Annotated in this window: 12 protein-coding genes and 2 pseudogenes; 5 read left to right on the top strand and 9 right to left on the bottom strand. The window is 61.7% G+C overall.

Features of this window, described 5'->3' with window-relative positions; all coding sequences use genetic code 11:
- Positions 1 to 13: 13 nt before the first annotated feature.
- Genes QN224_RS09935 through QN224_RS09925 form a run of 3 tightly spaced genes read right to left on the bottom strand, consistent with a single transcriptional unit; the run spans position 14 to position 3202 of the window.
- A complete protein-coding gene (locus QN224_RS09935; protein ID WP_283976510.1) occupies positions 14 to 1009 on the bottom strand; it encodes an ABC transporter permease in 996 nt (331 codons plus the stop codon).
- The gene (locus tag QN224_RS09930; protein WP_283976509.1) at positions 972 to 2567 is read right to left on the bottom strand and encodes a sugar ABC transporter ATP-binding protein; all 1596 of its coding nucleotides are present in this window, start codon (positions 2565 to 2567) and stop codon (positions 972 to 974) included. Before QN224_RS09930 ends, QN224_RS09935 begins: the two co-directional genes overlap by 38 nt.
- Positions 2564 to 3202 carry a GntR family transcriptional regulator gene (locus QN224_RS09925; RefSeq protein WP_283976919.1) on the bottom strand — a complete coding sequence of 213 codons (639 nt, stop codon included), beginning with the start codon at positions 3200 to 3202 and terminating at the stop codon, positions 2564 to 2566. Before QN224_RS09925 ends, QN224_RS09930 begins: the two co-directional genes overlap by 4 nt.
- A 147-nt stretch (positions 3203 to 3349) precedes the next feature.
- On the opposite strand from QN224_RS09925, the gene QN224_RS09920 reads away from it, so the two are divergent.
- The 4 genes from QN224_RS09920 to QN224_RS09905 are packed head-to-tail and all read left to right on the top strand — an operon-like array spanning position 3350 to position 7922.
- Positions 3350 to 4354 carry an Ldh family oxidoreductase gene (locus QN224_RS09920; protein ID WP_283976508.1) on the top strand — a complete coding sequence of 335 codons (1005 nt, stop codon included), beginning with the start codon at positions 3350 to 3352 and terminating at the stop codon, positions 4352 to 4354.
- A 20-nt stretch (positions 4355 to 4374) separates the two neighbouring features.
- Positions 4375 to 5574 carry an iron-containing alcohol dehydrogenase gene (locus QN224_RS09915; protein WP_283976507.1) on the top strand — a complete coding sequence of 400 codons (1200 nt, stop codon included), beginning with the start codon at positions 4375 to 4377 and terminating at the stop codon, positions 5572 to 5574.
- A 17-nt stretch (positions 5575 to 5591) separates the two neighbouring features.
- On the top strand, positions 5592 to 7055 hold the full coding sequence (locus QN224_RS09910) for an NAD-dependent succinate-semialdehyde dehydrogenase (protein WP_283976506.1): 1464 nt from the start codon (positions 5592 to 5594) through the stop codon (positions 7053 to 7055).
- A gap of 15 nt (positions 7056 to 7070) precedes the next feature.
- A complete protein-coding gene (locus QN224_RS09905; protein WP_283976505.1) occupies positions 7071 to 7922 on the top strand; it encodes an alpha/beta hydrolase in 852 nt (283 codons plus the stop codon).
- A 145-nt stretch (positions 7923 to 8067) separates the two neighbouring features.
- Here the strand turns inward: QN224_RS09905 and QN224_RS09900 are convergent.
- A pseudogene (locus QN224_RS09900) lies at positions 8068 to 8201 on the bottom strand (transposase); the annotation flags it as partial.
- Between the two features lie 543 nt (positions 8202 to 8744).
- Between QN224_RS09900 and QN224_RS09895 the strand changes: the two are divergent.
- A pseudogene (locus QN224_RS09895) lies at positions 8745 to 10645 on the top strand (potassium transporter Kup).
- 678 nt (positions 10646 to 11323) lie between these two features.
- On the opposite strand, the gene QN224_RS09890 reads toward QN224_RS09895, so the two are convergent.
- The 5 genes from QN224_RS09890 to QN224_RS09870 are packed head-to-tail and all read right to left on the bottom strand — an operon-like array spanning position 11324 to position 15914.
- Positions 11324 to 12301, bottom strand: coding sequence for an FAD:protein FMN transferase (locus QN224_RS09890; protein ID WP_283976504.1), 978 nt, complete (start codon positions 12299 to 12301; stop codon positions 11324 to 11326).
- Positions 12294 to 12827 carry a nitrous oxide reductase accessory protein NosL gene (locus QN224_RS09885; RefSeq protein ID WP_283976918.1) on the bottom strand — a complete coding sequence of 178 codons (534 nt, stop codon included), beginning with the start codon at positions 12825 to 12827 and terminating at the stop codon, positions 12294 to 12296. The genes QN224_RS09890 and QN224_RS09885 overlap by 8 nt, the downstream gene beginning before the upstream one ends.
- A 20-nt stretch (positions 12828 to 12847) precedes the next feature.
- Entirely contained in the window at positions 12848 to 13675 is an 828-nt protein-coding gene (locus QN224_RS09880) for an ABC transporter permease (RefSeq protein WP_283976503.1), read from the bottom strand.
- Positions 13672 to 14586, bottom strand: a complete 915-nt coding sequence (locus tag QN224_RS09875) for an ABC transporter ATP-binding protein (protein ID WP_283976502.1) — start codon at positions 14584 to 14586, stop codon at positions 13672 to 13674. Before QN224_RS09875 ends, QN224_RS09880 begins: the two co-directional genes overlap by 4 nt.
- A complete protein-coding gene (locus QN224_RS09870; RefSeq protein ID WP_283976501.1) occupies positions 14583 to 15914 on the bottom strand; it encodes a nitrous oxide reductase family maturation protein NosD in 1332 nt (443 codons plus the stop codon). Before QN224_RS09870 ends, QN224_RS09875 begins: the two co-directional genes overlap by 4 nt.
- Between the last annotated feature and the right edge of the window lie 2 nt (positions 15915 to 15916).

Raw genomic sequence — 15916 nt, 5'->3', positions numbered from 1 at the left:
GTCGGTGCTGTTTTCAGCGGTTGGCAGTAAAGCGGTGCGCCAGCATGGCGATGATGATGATCGCTCCCTGAACGGCGGCGACGAGATATTCCGAGACTATGTCCGACAGAACCATGACGTTGGCGATCACCTCGAGGATGAGGGCGCCGGCCACTGTGCCGCCAATGCGCCCCCGCCCGCCGCGGAGCAGGGTGCCGCCGATCACGACTGCAGTGATGACCTGCAGCTCCCAGAGCTGCCCGGTGGTGGGCGTCGCCGCGCCGAGCCGCGGCACATAGCAGATGGCGGCGACGGAGACGCAGACGCCCTGGATGACGTAGGCAACGGTGCGCACGGCAGAGACATTGACGCCGGAAAAGCGCGCGACCTCGACATTGGATCCCGCCGATGTCAAGCGGCGGCCATACTTCGTCTTGTAGAGCAGGAAGGCGCCAAGCATGACGACGACGAAGGTGATGAGCACCGGATAAGGGATACCGAAGATGCTGCCGAAATAGACCGGCCGATAGGCTTCCCGGAGGCTGCGATCGATCGGCAACGAGCCGCCATCGGTCATGAAGGTGATGAAGGCGCGGAAAATGCCCATCGTGCCCAACGTGACGATGAAGGGTTCTATTCGCCCGACTGTCACGATGAGTCCGTTGAAGAGGCCGCATAGCGATCCGACCAGCAGCGCCACGCCCGCTCCCATCGGGATCGCCCAGTTTCCAAATGCCGGGGCGAGATAGTTCATCACCATGATCATGAGGCCGGTGACGAAGGCCATCATCGAACCCACCGACAGGTCCAGCCCGCCGGACGAGATCACGAATGTCGCCCCGACCGCGATGATCGCGATGAAGGCGCTCCGCGTAATAACGTTGATGAGATTGGCCGACGACACGAAGTTTGAATTCACCAGCGCCCCGAACAGCACGATCACCGCAAGGGCGATGAAGGGCGCCAGATCGGCCCAGCGAAAGCGCGCTCCGTCATCCGTGGGCGCGATTGTTACGGTCGCTACGGTCATGTTTCTCCTCCCCGACGTCTGCATGCCCCCCGGTCGTGGCGGCGTAGACGACATTTTCCTCATTGATATCAGTGCCGCGAAGCTCGGCGGCGATCCTCCCGGCCCGCATCACCAGCACGCGGTCGGCAAGGCCCACGAGCTCCGGCATTTCCGACGAGATGACGATGCAGGCCTTGCCGGCGCGCACCATCCCGTCGATGAAGTCATAGATCTGGCTCTTGTTGCCGATGTCGATTCCGCGCGTCGGCTCATCGATGATGATCACGGAGGGATTGGCCATCATGACCTTGGCAAGAAGCAGCTTCTGCTGGTTCCCGCCCGAAAGCTTGCTGGCCTCAAGGCGCAGCGAGCGCACGCGAATATCGTAATCGACGACCGCCTTCTGAAGGCAGGAAAGCTCTCCCCGCTTGTCCAGAAAGACACCCGGATTGATCGTATCAAGCGCCTGCAGGGTGAGGTTAGGGCCGAGCTTCTCCTCCAGGAGCAGGCCTTTGCCCTTGCGGTCCTCGGTCAGGTAGACGAGGCCGGCGTCCATTAGGGTACGGACGGAGCGGTTCCCGATCTCCCGGCCGTTCAGGACGACGCTTTCCACCTCTGACGGACGAAGGCCCATCAGGCCCTCGATCAGTTCGGTACGACCCGCCCCGATCATGCCGCCGATACCCAGCACTTCGCCGGGGCTGACGCTGAAGGAGACCCTCTGCGAGCCGTTGTCGACGGCAAGGTTGGTGACCGACAGAATTGGAGCAGCGGTCGTGGCAGGTCGCTTATGCGGATAGAGCATGTCCAGCTCTCGCCCGACCATCAGTTCCGCCATTTCACGCTGCCCAAGGCCTGCCGCCGGCCAGGTCCCGATCATGCGGCCGTCACGAAGCACGGTGATGCGGTCGGCAAGCGCCTGAACCTCGTCGAGACGATGGGAGATGTAGAGCACCGCAACCCCGTGGTCGCGCAAGCTGCGTACGATGTCGAGCAGCGCCGCCACCTCGTCGTTTGCGAGAACCGCAGTCGGCTCATCGAAGATGATGACCTTGCGCTCATCCAGAAGGGCGCGCGCGATCTGCACGAGCTGGCGCTGGGCGAGTGGCAGTTCACCCACACGGTCGCGCGGCCGGGCCGTTGAACCGACCCGCGCGAGCAGTTCGGCCGTGCGTCGGTTCATCGCCCGGTCGTTGACCATCGGACCACGGCCAACCTCGCGTCCCAGAAACAGGTTTTCCGCAACCGTGAGGTCGGCAGCAAGCAGGATTTCCTGGTGCACGAGTACGATGCCGGCATTTTCGGCTTCCACCGCATTTCGGAACTCAACCGACCTCCCCTCCATGAGCAGGCGGCCGGCCGTTGGGGCGACATGGCCGGAAAGGAGCTTCATCAGCGTCGATTTTCCGGCGCCGTTCTCACCGATAATGGCGTGAACCTCTCCGGCTTCAACCTCAAGCGTGACGTCCGACAGGACGGTGATCGGACCATAGGCCTTGCCAAGCCCTTCGGCCCTGAGCGCGGCAACAGCCGGGTTTGGTAGCGCCGCGACCGGATTGGGAGACGGGACCGCGTTCATTCGAAAGCCGAAAGCAAGCGGTCACGCGAGCGCTCGATGTGGACACGCATGGCATCATATGCGGCCTGTGGATCGCGCGCCCGGAAGGCAGCCAGCAGGTTCTCATGCTCCTCGAGCGCCTCCTGAGTCACCCGGGTGTGGAACATCAGCCGGAAGATGTGCAGGTGGACATGCTGGTTCGACAAAGTGCTGCGGATCACGTCGTTTCCGGCGATTTTCAGGATCGCGTCATGGAACTGCGCATCGGCGCGGGCAAAGCGCGAGTAGCGCGTGTTGCGATCGACCGGCGCCTCGCCGTGGCCCATGTCGGCGGCGGAATTCTCGAGCTGCTGGAGCGCCTCAGGAGTCATATTGATCGCGGCAAGCCGGGCAGCTTCGGGTTCGATCAGGAGGCGAAAAGCATAGAGGTCCTCGAACTGCTTGCGCGTCCATTGAGGGGCTGCGCTATAGCCGATCAGATGCTCCTTGCGAACAAGGCCCTCACGTTCCAGACGGCTCAGGGCCTCGCGGATCGGCGTCTGCGAAACGCCGAGTTCGCGAGCGAGGACATCAATCGGAATGCGTGCACCAGGCGCAATCTCAAGCGACATTAGCCGATGATAGATGCCGTCGTAGACGCCATCGACCACGCTCATCGGGCGTATGCCGGTCGCCCTGCCTTCCCGCGCCGCTGCATTTGTCACTTCGATTCTCCGACTGCTTATTGACATGCGATCTTTTGTTGCAAATAAGATATCGTATGTCAAATATAATATCGTATAGGATCTGATATAGGATTTGAAATGAAGCTCCCGCCTACTCGGCTGAGGAATTTGACCGTGGCCCTGCTCGAAAAGCGGGGAGTTCCGGCCGACTCCGCTCGCCTTCAGGCAGACCTCCTCTTGGAGGCCGAACTGCGCGGATTGCCCTCCCACGGCCTGCAACGCCTGCCATTGCTTCTTTCCCGTCTGGATAACGGGCTGGCGAATCCCACAACGCGTGGACAAGGAACCTGGCAACGAGATGCATTTCTGAGCATCGACGGCGAACGCGGCCTGGGCCCGGTTGTGGTCATGAACGCCATGCGCGTCATGCAAGGCGCCCTGAAGGACACGGGGCTCGCCGTTGCTGCGATCCGCAACGCCAATCACATCGGAATGCTTGCCTACTATGCGGAGGCCGCCGCAAGCGACGGCCTGATCGCTATTGTCATGTCGACCAGCGAAGCGCTCGTGCACCCATTCGGCGGAACGCAAGCCATGCTCGGCACCAATCCGGTCGCGATCGGCATTCCTGCTGATGGCGATCCTTTCGTGCTGGATCTCGCAACCAGCGTCGTTCCCATGGGCAAGATCAACAACCATGCGATGCGCGGCCTACCGATCCCACCCGGCTGGGCAGTGGACCGAGACGGTCGCCCGACAACCGATCCGCACGCAGCAAAGGCAGGCGCGATCGCGCCCTTCGGCGACGCCAAGGGATATGGCCTGGGCCTTGCGATCGAGCTTCTAGCCGCGGCGCTTGCCGGATCCGATCTCGCACCTGAGGTGCATGGAACGCTCGACGACATTCATCCCGCCAACAAAGGCGACCTTGTCATTCTGATCGATCCGTCGGCAGGTTCGGGTAGTACAGCAGCACTTGCCGCCTATCTCGACCGCCTGCGCCTATCCCGCCCGCACGACCCCACCCAACCAGTCGCCATTCCGGGCGATGGTGCACGAGCACGTCGCGCTGCAACCGCGAAAACCGGGATCGAACTGCCGCAGCCGCTTTTCGAACACCTTACGGCCCTCGAGGCCGCCTGAATTCAGCGAGGAGACACGGAATGAACCTATTCGGCATACTGAGGGCGCCGCGCGAACTGCTTTTCGGCGCCGGACAGCGCCATGCCCTTGGCGGCATCGCCGCCAGGCTCGGCCAACGCGCGCTGGTCGTCACGGACACGCGCCTTGCCGCGGATGCCGATTTGCTCGCGCTGGTGCGGCAACTCGAAGAAGCAGGGCTCGCGGTTATGGTGGACAGTTCCACCCTGCCGGACGTCCCGGTCGAATCGGCCATCGCCAGCGCTACACGGGCCAGGGTCTTTGCTCCTGACCTCGTCATCGGCGTCGGTGGCGGGTCATGTCTCGACATGGCAAAATGCGTCGCCCTCCTCCTTACCCACGGCGGACGGCCGCAGGACTATTATGGCGAACATACCGTGCCGGGACCTGTGATGCCGTTGATCGCCATCCCCACCACCGCCGGCACCGGCTCGGAGGTGACGCCCGTCGCCGTGCTTTCGGATGCCGAGCGCAGCCTGAAGGTCGGCATTTCCAGCCCCCACCTGATCCCGGCGGTATCGATCTGCGACCCAGAACTCACCCTCTCCTGCCCGCCTGGCCTGACGGCAATCGCCGGCGCGGACGCCCTGACACATGCGATCGAAGCCTTCACCGCGATCCGGCGCAAGCCCGTTCCCGGCATCGCGCAGCAGCGCGTCTTCGTCGGTAAGAACGAGCTTTCCGACCATTTTGCCCTTGGCGCCATTGCCCTCCTGTGGCAGGGGCTGGAAGCTGCCTGCAAGAACGGCGCCGACCATGGCGCGCGCGAAAAGGTCATGCTCGGCGCAACTCTTGCCGGCCTTGCATTCGGCGTGGCCGGCACCGCCGCGGCCCATGCCATCCAGTACCCCGTCGGCGCGCTTACCCATACGGCGCATGGCCTCGGCGTCGCCTGCCTCATGCCCTATGTCATGACTTGGAACGCGCCACTCATCCGCGACGAACTTGCGAAGATCGCGCTTGCGGCCAGGCTCAACGGACCGGATGACGTGATACCTGCCCTCGTTTCGCTCTTTGAACGCATCGGCATTCCCGCCACGCTGCGGGATCTCGGCCTTGAAGAAGACCGGATCGACTGGGTGGCAGAGCAAAGCTCGGGCATTGCGCGCCTCATCCAGAACAATCCCCGCCCGCTGAACCCGCACGAGATGCGCAACCTCGTTGCCGCCGCCTATTTCGGCGATCGCTACAGCCTGAACTGAGTCGAAAGGACCCCTTCATGACGTTCCATGCCAAGTTTTCCGGTTACGCCGATCCTGCCCTGCATGCCGAGGGCCTCTACATCGGCGGCAAATGGCAAAGCGGCAGCGGTATAACCGTTCTCGATCCTTCGACCGGTAATCTGCTGGCCGAGGTTGCCGACGCTTCTATCGAAGATGCACGGCGCGCAGTCGATGCCGCGGATGCCGCTGCCGCCGAGTGGCGCTCCACTCCCGCTCGCCAGCGATCGGAAATCCTGCGACGCTGGTTCCAGCTGATGACGCAGCACGCTGAGGAGCTTGCAACGCTCATCGCACTGGAAAATGGCAAGGCCCTGCCCGACGCGCGCGGCGAAGTCGCCTATGCCGCCGAATTCTTCCGCTGGTACGCTGAAGAGGCGACCCGCATTCCAGGCGAATTCCGGCGCACCCCCTCCGGGTCGCACAATATCCTCGTCGACCATGAGCCGATCGGCATCGCCGTCCTGATCACGCCTTGGAATTTTCCCGCCGCGATGGCGACCCGCAAGATCGGACCTGCCCTTGCCGCTGGCTGCACGGTGATCCTGAAACCTGCCTCGGAGACGCCGCTGACGGCCTATGCCATGGCCCGTCTCGGCGAAGAGGCGGGCGTCCCGCCTGGCGTCGTCAACGTGCTGACCACAAGCAATCCAAGCGGAATAACGAATGCGATGCTCGCCGATCCACGCGTTCGCAAGCTCTCCTTCACCGGCTCCACCGGCGTTGGCCGCGTTCTTCTTGCCGAAGCCGCCAAGTCGGTCGTCAGTTGCTCGATGGAACTCGGCGGCAATGCGCCCTTCATCGTGTTCGACGACGCTGACCTCGAGGCGGCACTCGACGGTGCGATGATCGCCAAAATGCGAAACGCCGGAGAAGCCTGCACTGCCGCCAATCGTTTCTATGTCCAGGCGGGCATCTATGATGCGTTCGTCGCCGGCCTCACTGCGCGGATGATGGCACTGAAGATCGGTCCCGGCTACGATCCCGAGACGCAATGTGGACCGATGATCACGCAAAACGCCGTCCGCAAGATCGACCGGCTCGTCTCCGACGCACTCGCCGCGGGTGCGCGGGCGACCACCGGCGGCAAACCGCTTATGGAAAACGGCTATTTCTATCCGCCGACTGTACTCGAAAACGTCCCCGTAAACGCGTCAATCGCACGTGAGGAAATCTTCGGGCCGGTCGCGCCTGTCTACAGGTTCGAAAGCGACGACGAGGCGATCCGCCTTGCAAACGATACGGAGTATGGCCTCGCCGCGTACATCTACTCGCGCGACCTCAAACGTGCGATGAAGGTAGGCAAGCGCATTGAAACGGGCATGCTCGGCATCAACAGGGGCCTGATGTCAGACCCCGCAGCTCCCTTCGGCGGCGTTAAACAGAGCGGCCTTGGCCGCGAAGGCGGCGTGACGGGCATTCTGGAATTCATGGAGGCAAAATATTACGCAGTTGATTATTGATCGGCGGAGCAGACGATGACAGCACAGGACCTTTACCTCATTCGCGACTTCGTGCCCGATTTCGACACCATCGCCGCAGAGTTCGCCGAACGCAGTCGTGCCCTTTCGGCGCGCGCGGACGTGCGGGCAGACATAGCGTACGGCCCGGGCGCCCGGGAGGTCCTGGACGTCATCTTGCCGGAACGCCCGCGGGCCGGCGCGCCCCTGCACGTGTTCGTTCACGGCGGATATTGGCGCTCCGGCGAAAAGGCCAACTATCGTTTCGTCGCCGCACCGGTTCTTGCGGCCGGCGGCATTGCTGCCTTGGTCGAATACGACCTGATGCCTGGCAAACGCCTGGACGTGCTGGTGGATCAGGTTCGGCGATCGGTGCTCTGGCTTCAGGCCCATGCCAGGGATTTCGGAGCAGATCCTGCGCGGCTGACCGTCAGCGGTCATTCGGCAGGCGCGCACCTCGCCTCCTTCCTCGCCGCAACTGGGCCTGAGGAAGCCTACCCGCCCTCCCTGCCGACGCTTCAAGGCTTGCTGCTCCTAAGCGGCATCTACGACCTGTCGGGGATACCGGACAGCTTCCTTCGACACGAAGCGGAGATGACACCGATGGAGGCGGCCGCATGGTCGCCTCTCACCAGCTCGCAACACCCCTGCCCGTCGCGCATCATCGCCTATGGAGCGGATGAGACGGCGCCGTTCCAGGATCAGGCGACCGGGCTATGCGAGCGGCTGCGTGCACAGGATGAATGCGCCAAACTGCTCCCGGTTCCTGGCCTCAACCACATGAACATCGTCCTGGACCTTGCCGATTGCGACGGCGTACTCGGACGGCAGCTTCACGATCTTGTGGCTCGACGTACCGATGAGCCATGAAGGGGCTTTGGAGCCAAGCTCGAATACGCGACATAGGCGTCAAGCTGATCCAAGCCGTGGGATATGGTGTCCTGGCAGGTTCGCGCCTCGACAATTCGTGAGTTCAGCATATCATCGTGCACGGGCTTAATCGCGAGATGGGCGAACGCGACAGAACTTTTGCGGGCAGGAAGAAGCCGGGGCGACATGCGATCCAGCGGGTGGCATCCGGCGACAGCCCCCGCCGGGCACGATGATGTGCACATGCGGGTAATGGGCCAGCGCCGATCCCCAGGCATGACCGTCAAGCGATAAGTCGCTTCCTTTTCTTGGTGCGCCAGAAGCGAGCGCGCGGCTAGCGGAGTCACCGTGCACCAGTTGCTTCAGCAGCTATTGACCCGACTGAGCGGCCAGCAGGCGAAAGAAGCGCTCGGTGATGATTTGGCAAGGATTGGCCGAACGACGATGGTGGTGACGGCAACTCGTCGCGCCCAAACGGCAATAGAGCTGCAGATGGATCGGTCCGCTGCAGCTCCGATCGCGACGTATTCATCATGTAGCTGGGGCTCATTCGCCCTGTTCCATCCAAGGGAACCGCTTCGAACGTCGCTACCCCTAGAGAGTTAGAGACGGCACAGGTGAAATCAAGCGCAATGCCTCTACTCGGGAAAATGCCGACGGTTATACGCCGTGTTCACCGGATGGATTCATCGTTCCGGTGTTCTTTAAGCAGGAACAAATAAGAACGCGGTTCAGTTAGTTCGGTGGCTCGACTCTCGAACGGGCGGTATCTATGTCTTCAACTGCATCAGCACGTCGCCCGATCAACACTCGGAGAACACATTGGCCGACTCCCTCGACCACGTACCGGCACATGCGAACAATCTGCCGCGGTTTCTGGCGCTGACCATTGGGGCAATCGGCGTGGTCTACGGTGATATCGGGACCAGTCCTCTCTACGCCTTCCGTGAGGCACTGCGTCCATTGGACCAGGTGGGGTCGGGCGAGACGAGGTCATCGGCCTCGTCTCGCTCGTGATCTGGACGCTCACAGCCATCGTTACCATCAAGTACGTGCTCTTTCTGCTTCGTGCCGATAACGATGGTGAGGGAGGCACCTTGTCCCTGCTCGCCCTGTTGATGAAGAGGGGAACCAAGTATCCTATCGTGATGTTTTTTGCCGGCGTTCTCGGTGCCGCCCTGTTCATCGGTGACGCGATGATCACGCCAGCGCTGTCGGTGCTCTCGGCCGTCGAGGGATTGAAACTCGTGACGCCGGCGCTTCACGATTATGTCCTTCCGATCTCCGTCGCGATAATCGTGTTGCTTTTCGCCGTGCAATCCCGTGGTACCGGGGCCGTCTCGATATTCTTCGGCCCAATCACTCTAATTTGGTTTCTCGTCATGGCGGCTGCCGGCGTTGCGCATATAGGCGACGACTTGGCAATTCTATCCGCATTCAACCCGCTCAATGCGGTTGCCTTCTTATGGAATGCCGGTCTCGTAGGCTTTATCGTGCTCGGCGCCATCTTCCTCACGGTGACCGGAGCCGAGGCGCTTTATGCCGATCTAGGCCATTTCGGACGCCTCCCCATCCAGACGGCTTGGTTTGCCGTGGTGTTTCCGGCTCTTGCGTTGAACTACCTCGGACAGGGCGCCCTGGTGTTGTCCCATCCTGATGCTCTCTCCAACCCGTTTTTCTTAATGTTCCCGAACTGGGCCCTGTTGCCGATGGTGATCCTTGCCACTGCCGCAACGATCATCGCCAGCCAGTCCGTGATCACCGGAGCGTTCTCGCTCATAAGGCAAGCGATCCACCTCGGCTTCCTGCCAAGGTTCGAGATCTGCTACACCTCGGAAACGCAGACAGGTCAGATCTACCTGCCTTTGGTCAACAGCATTCTGCTGATTGGCGTGCTGGCCCTCATGCTGTTGTTCGGTAGTTCCGAAGCCCTTGCCCCCGCATACGGCGTATCGATCACCGGCGCGATGGTGATTGATACTATCCTCGCCTTCGAATTCGTCCGCCGCCAATGGGCTTGGCCCGCGTTGACAGCAATAGCCGTCCTGCTTCCATTGTTCAGCCTCGAACTGGTCTTTCTTGGCGCCAACTTGTTCAAGGTTCACCATGGGGGTTACGTGCCCATCCTCATTGCCGGCACCTTGATTACGATGATGTGGACCTGGCGCAAGGGTGTCAGACTGCTGCGTGAAAAGACGGCCCGCCAGGACATTCCGCTCAGCCAGTTCATAGCCATGGTCGAACGAAAGTCTGAGCATGCTCCTGTCGACGTGCCCGGAACAGCTATCTTCCTGACGGCCACGCCCGACACGACTCCGGCTGTTCTGTTGCACAACATCAAGCACAATCATGTGCTGCACCAGCACAATGTCATTCTGACCATCAAAACCGCCAGGGTTCCGTACGTGCCTGAGAAGGACCGCTACACAATTACAAAGCTCTCGGACCGGTTCAGCCTACTGGAGCTGAGATTCGGCTTCATGGACGATCAGAATGTCTCAAGGGCCCTGGCGCGCTGCCGAAAGGAAGGGCTCAAGTTCGAGATCATGTCGACGTCCTTCTATCTCGGCCGGCGCAAGCTGATAGCAGACTCCCAATCAGGACTGCCCCAGTGGCAGGACAAGCTCTTCATCGTTATGGCCGACTCGGCGATTGATCCAACCGAGTACTTCCATCTGCCTCCAAATCGTGTCGTCGAGTTGGGAGAGCAAGTCATCATCTAGGCCAGCCGGTGGGGAGGCCCCCGGCACTTGCTGTAACCAGGCATCCTCGATGGCGAGGCAATTGTGCTCGATGACAAGGGTCGATCCATGTTCGACACGCGTTTGGGCCGCCGGCGCTGTCGTCGACCGTCTGTAGCCGCCGCGCATCGTCAGCGATCGAAGGGAAGCGCTCAGTCCAGTGCAGCCGACGCGCGTGACAATTCGACGTGCCGAGACTCGACGTGACTGCCGCGCATGTTGCAAGTCATGGGCGGCAACAAGAAGCGAGAAGTTCAGGTCGCATATTCGGTAACGCGATCCAGCACGTCACTTGCGCCACTTAATGCCGCAGTTGTCGCCTAACCCCTGATCAACCTCGCCCCTGCGGGATTTTTATCGCCTGAGCTGCCCCGACTGCTGCCCGCCATCCTCAAGGCGCTGCAGGATTTCGCGCACGAGCCGCATGTCCGAGCTGAGATTGTTCAGCAAGTTCTCTACGGCCGGCATCGAGGTTGCGGCCTCGGGAGGCCGAGGATGCCGGCACGTGCCGCCTCAGCGTAAAGCTCGGAAAGCGGGTGTGGCGGGCTATCCTGGACAGCCGGATCGGATCGCGAGCGAAGAAATGACCATTCTTGGCAAAGGCGTGCGGCCCTGATCCTACAGCGCCGCTCGTCTTATCAGGCGCGCAAAGGACGCTGCCTACCCGAAGCGGGTGCGTTCACCCGCGTTGGAAACGAGGTCAACGGTAAGATCAGGGTGTCGTTCGCCCATGAGGCGAATGCTGGACATGTCCATCAGGCTGAACGCAGTTGAGAAAGCATCCGCCTCCGTCGCCGTCGGAGCTATGACACTGACCCTCTTGAAGAGTTTCGGCGCTCCCCCGCTGTGCGGATCGATAATGTGGCCGTAGCGGCCGGAGCCGCCGAAAAGCAAGCCGTCCTGGCTCGACGTGGCGACGGCCTTGCTGTCCGGTGCCGGCGCATCTTCCCTTGACGCAAGACCGACCCGCCATGGGTTGCCGTCGCCCTGCGCTCCGATTGCGCGCATCTCCCCCATGCTGACGAGGCTGTTTGCGATGCCCGCGTCCTTGAGCAACTCGACGACGCGGTCGGTTATGTAGCCTTGCGCGACGCCGTTTAGCGTCAGGGCCATTCCTGGCCGGATGAACACCACGCGGTCGCGGCCGAGCCTGACCTTGTCGAAGCCGACCCGCGCCAACGCCTGCACCTTCTCGTCATCGGGCGGGCCCGCGGGATCGGGACCCTCTACGGAGAAATGCCTTGCGTAAAGCGCCCACAGCGGCTGGACGGTGGGGTCGAAGGCGCCATTCGTCGCCTTCCAGTATTTGCGGCACGCCTCAAGCAGGCGCACCAGATCCGAAGGCGGAGCAGCAATTGCTCCCGCCCGGTTCAGCTCCGAGAGGACCGAGTCGCTCCGGTAGAGGCTGAACACGCTCTCGAGCCGCGAAACCTCCGCGATAACGCGGTCGATCAGACGGGCGGCTTGTGCCTCGTCATCTACGTGCAAAATTATTGTCGCCGGCGCTCCCAAGGCCTGGCCCTTCCAGGTGACCACGGGGGCAGCGGCCCTCGCTTGCGTGCCGGGTCCCAGCAATGGAAGTCCGGCAGCGGCGGCCATGATGCAGACAGCCCGGCGGCGCGTAATCGGATTATCCATGAGTTTGCCCCCCGCCATGGCTGTCGATTTCCAAACCCGCGTCCCGATCGGGAGCATCGGTCCCCAGCACGTAGTCCCTCGGAATTTCGGTAAATCCTGTCACCTGCCCGCCGTTCTTCGCGGCAAAATTCCTCGCGGCGCCTTCATCGAGGAACGGCACTGCTTCCTCGGCACCCATGCCGCTCTTCACGCTGCTGCGGATGACGTAGAACGCCTTCTTCGCGTCGATCCAATTCTCGGCACCAGGATCTTCCCAGCTCTTTGCAGCGCCCATGTCGGAAACATAGATCGCGGCAATGTCCTTCGGCTCCTCCGGCAGCATGCTGAATGCCACGGTGTCGCGCGCCGAGGAGAACCAGATCGGCTCAGGAATGTCCCGGAGGATGACCTGCCCCTTCGGCCCGGGATGTTCGAGGACGTTCATGCCGCAATAGCGCCCCATGGCATCGGCCGTAAGCGCGTATGGAGCGGGCGTTTTCGCCTCCTCCTTTTCACAACCACCGAGGAGAAACATTGTGGTCAGCATTGCCGCAGTAAGCGCCAGCCTCATAATTCCCTCCTTGAGAAGTTCACCGTGGCGAAACCGAGCGGAGCAAGCGCCCAGAGCCCGAGAGCGGCGAGCAGAACCGATGAGGAAAGGCCCGTGTGGTCGGCCACACCCCCCATGGCAGAAAGCGCACTCGCACCGCCGGAACCGAGATTCAGCAGCCGATAGACATCGGTGGGATTGGCGAGCAGGAGTGCGTTGAGAACGGCCCTCGGTATTGTTTGCCCTTGAGCGGCAACCAGGCCGCCGAGCAGCGCCATATCGTAGATCAGTACGAAGAACAGCCAGATCCCGATCGCGATGCCGCCGGCCGTGGTCCGCTCGCTCGCCAAGGAACTCGTCAGGTATCCGATTGCGGCGAACACTGCGCCCAGCAGGATCGAGGATGCTATCATCGATGCGAAGGCGCGCCAGCTTTCCGGTCCGATCTGGCTTCCTGTCGCCATCAAGGCTATGGCGGCCACGCCGTAGCCGAATAGCGTCGCGAAGGCGAGTATCGCCAGGTGACCGAGGAACTTGCCGAAGACGATCTCGCGACGTCCGATGGGATAGCTCAGAAGAAGAAGCATCGTCCCCCGCTCCATCTCCCCGACAATGGCGTCATGGGAAAGAAGGAGCGCGATCAGGGGCACGAGGAAGATCGTGAGACTTGAGAGGCTGACGATGACGACATCGAGCCTGTTGACGCCGACCGTGCCGGTCGGCGCGCTTCCAAGAAACGTCAACGTCAAGGCAAGTGCCGCCATCAGCAGCGTCGTTGCCAGGACCCAACGGTTGCGGGTGCCTTCCTGTATCTCCTTCCCGGCGATCGTCAGAACATTTCTCATTTCATCACCTGGGCTTTGAGAAAATGGGCGTAGAGGTCATCGAGCGTCGGCTCGGTGATCGTCAAACCGGAGATCAGCGCCGCATCTGCGGTGATGTCGTGCAGCAAGCGGATTTTCCGATCGGGCAATATTTCCGCGTCGAGGACACCGTCCGCACTCCGGCGCCAGTTCATGCCATCATTCGCCCATCGAGGTGCTGCGTCGATTTGCGAAAGGTTGACGCTGATGCGTGTGGGCAGTTGCGCGATGCGACGTAAATCGTCGAGCGTGCCGTCCGCAATCGCCACGCCGTTGTTGAGGATGATGACGCGATCCGTGCGTCCTTCGAGCTCCGTCAGCGCATGCGACGAGAGCAATACCGTGGTGCCCTTCTCTTGCAACTCCGCGATCAGATCGTAGAAGTTCCTCCTGAGCGCCGGGTCGAGCCCGCTGGTCGGTTCGTCGAGCAGCAGGATCCGTGGCGCTCCGAGCAAAGCTTGAGCGAGCCCGAGGCGCTGCCGCATGCCCTTCGAATAGGTCCGGACAGGCCGGTCAACGGCTTCCGCTGCGAGACCTACGCGCTCGAAGAGTTCCTCTGCGGCGGTAGCATCGACGCGCTTTAGTCGCGCATAGAAGCGCAAGGTCTCGCGTCCAGATAGTGCCATGTTGAACGACACGCTTTCCGGCAGGTAGCCGAGGCGTTGACGCACCGCGAAGTCGCCAGTGGCAGGATTCTCGCCGAGGACACGCACTGTGCCCGCCGTGGGCCGGATCAAGCCGAGCATCAGCTTGATGAGCGTCGTCTTGCCGGCGCCGTTATGCCCGACGAGCGCGACCGTCTCTCCCGCGCGGAGCGTGAAGGATACGTCCCGGACGACGGTCGACTTCCCATAGCGCTTGGCTATGCCTGAAACCTGGACGGTCTCATTCATTGTGTAGCTTCCTTGCGTTGGGTCGGAAGCATCAGCGGATGGCTGTCGACGACACCTCCTGGCAGAATCGCCGGAAACTGCGCCTGGGCCCAGCGGATGACCTGAACGGCGGGGCTGCTCGTCAGAAGTTTGGCCTGGGGCGAAGTCCAAAGCACCCTGTCGATGAGATCGTTGGGCCTATAGGGACTGTCTCCGACCCCGTCCCCGTTGAGATCGAATGCCGGATTGTCGCTCCAGTAGTTGCCTCTGCCGTCCGCCGACCAATCGAGGTGACGCGTTCCGACATATTTGACCTGGTTGCGATTGTTTATGAACGCGTTGCCACTGATGCCGTTGCCTTCCGATCCTGCCGTGAAGTGAATGCCGATCGCGCACCCCTCGAACACGTTGTCCCGGAAGCGATTTTTGTTGGCGTTGTAGATGAAGACGCATTTTTCCGGTCCAAGACGGCGGTTTCCGTCGGCGACCGCGCTCCCCTCCTCTGTCTTGGGCATGCCGTGTTCGCTGGATCGGGCTCCTGCCGTTAGCCAGCGCTCGGTCGGTTGCAGGCGACCGACGACGACATTGCCGGTGATTTCGGAACCGTTCGCGTAGTTCAGCAGCAGACCGTGGTCGCGATCCCCATCCGAGCGATTGCCTTTTATTTTCAGGCGGTTGGAAAACATGATCGCATAGCCGACGGCATTGCCGGTCGACACGTTGTTGCTGATCTCGCTGTCGTTTGTGTACATGTAGTGAACCCCGAAACGCAGGTCGCGGAAGCGATTTCCGCTGAAGACATTCCGCCTGCTCGCGTTGGTCGAGATTCCGTCGCGCCCGAAGCTGATATCGTTGTCGAGAACCATCGAGCCTGGCGCATTCCATACCGTGACGCCATTCCCTGCTTCACTCAGGCGGCCTTCCTGCAGGCCGGCAATGCGATTTCCCCTGACGATGCTTTCTGATGCTCCGTGAAGATACACCCCAAAGAGATTGCCGGTAATCGTGTTGTCCTCGATCACGGCGCGCTTGGCGGTCTTTGCAGCAAAGATCCCCGAATCGAGCTTTGTAAGATCAATACCGGAACCGCTCACCTGCAGGCGGCGAATCGTAACGCCCTCCGCGGTGATCGTGATGACGCTGCCCTTGCCATTCCCGACGACCGATGCGCGCCCCTGTCCTACGAGCGACAAGGCTTTGTCGATCGTGACGGGCCCCATGTGTTCCCCGGCCTGCAACGTGATTACGTCGCCGGGTGTCGCCGCATCGATCACCGTTTGGAGGGGCCGCCCCTCGTCCGGTGCAACGGAACGGCTTTCCGCACGCGCGAGCACCGGTAAGGCGGCCATTA

Origin of the sequence: Sinorhizobium sp. 7-81 (assembly GCF_030124405.1) — a bacterium.
In the GTDB taxonomy this organism is placed as follows: Bacteria; Pseudomonadota; Alphaproteobacteria; order Rhizobiales; family Rhizobiaceae; genus Sinorhizobium; species Sinorhizobium psoraleae.
This window is presented reverse-complemented; position numbering and strand designations above follow the sequence as displayed.

Excerpts from the sequence above, each read along its gene's own strand:
- QN224_RS09935 (WP_283976510.1), bottom strand. The coding sequence starts at position 1,009 with ATGACCGTAGCGACCGTAACAATCGCGCCCACGGATGACGGAGCGCGC.
- QN224_RS09930 (WP_283976509.1), bottom strand. The coding sequence starts at position 2,567 with ATGAACGCGGTCCCGTCTCCCAATCCGGTCGCGGCGCTACCAAACCCG.
- QN224_RS09925 (WP_283976919.1), bottom strand. The coding sequence starts at position 3,202 with ATGAGCGTGGTCGATGGCGTCTACGACGGCATCTATCATCGGCTAATG.
- QN224_RS09920 (WP_283976508.1), top strand. The coding sequence starts at position 3,350 with ATGAAGCTCCCGCCTACTCGGCTGAGGAATTTGACCGTGGCCCTGCTC.
- QN224_RS09915 (WP_283976507.1), top strand. The coding sequence starts at position 4,375 with ATGAACCTATTCGGCATACTGAGGGCGCCGCGCGAACTGCTTTTCGGC.
- QN224_RS09910 (WP_283976506.1), top strand. The coding sequence starts at position 5,592 with ATGACGTTCCATGCCAAGTTTTCCGGTTACGCCGATCCTGCCCTGCAT.
- QN224_RS09905 (WP_283976505.1), top strand. The coding sequence starts at position 7,071 with ATGACAGCACAGGACCTTTACCTCATTCGCGACTTCGTGCCCGATTTC.
- QN224_RS09890 (WP_283976504.1), bottom strand. The coding sequence starts at position 12,301 with ATGGATAATCCGATTACGCGCCGCCGGGCTGTCTGCATCATGGCCGCC.
- QN224_RS09885 (WP_283976918.1), bottom strand. The coding sequence starts at position 12,827 with ATGCTGACCACAATGTTTCTCCTCGGTGGTTGTGAAAAGGAGGAGGCG.
- QN224_RS09880 (WP_283976503.1), bottom strand. The coding sequence starts at position 13,675 with ATGAGAAATGTTCTGACGATCGCCGGGAAGGAGATACAGGAAGGCACC.
- QN224_RS09875 (WP_283976502.1), bottom strand. The coding sequence starts at position 14,586 with ATGAATGAGACCGTCCAGGTTTCAGGCATAGCCAAGCGCTATGGGAAG.
- QN224_RS09870 (WP_283976501.1), bottom strand. The coding sequence starts at position 15,914 with ATGGCCGCCTTACCGGTGCTCGCGCGTGCGGAAAGCCGTTCCGTTGCA.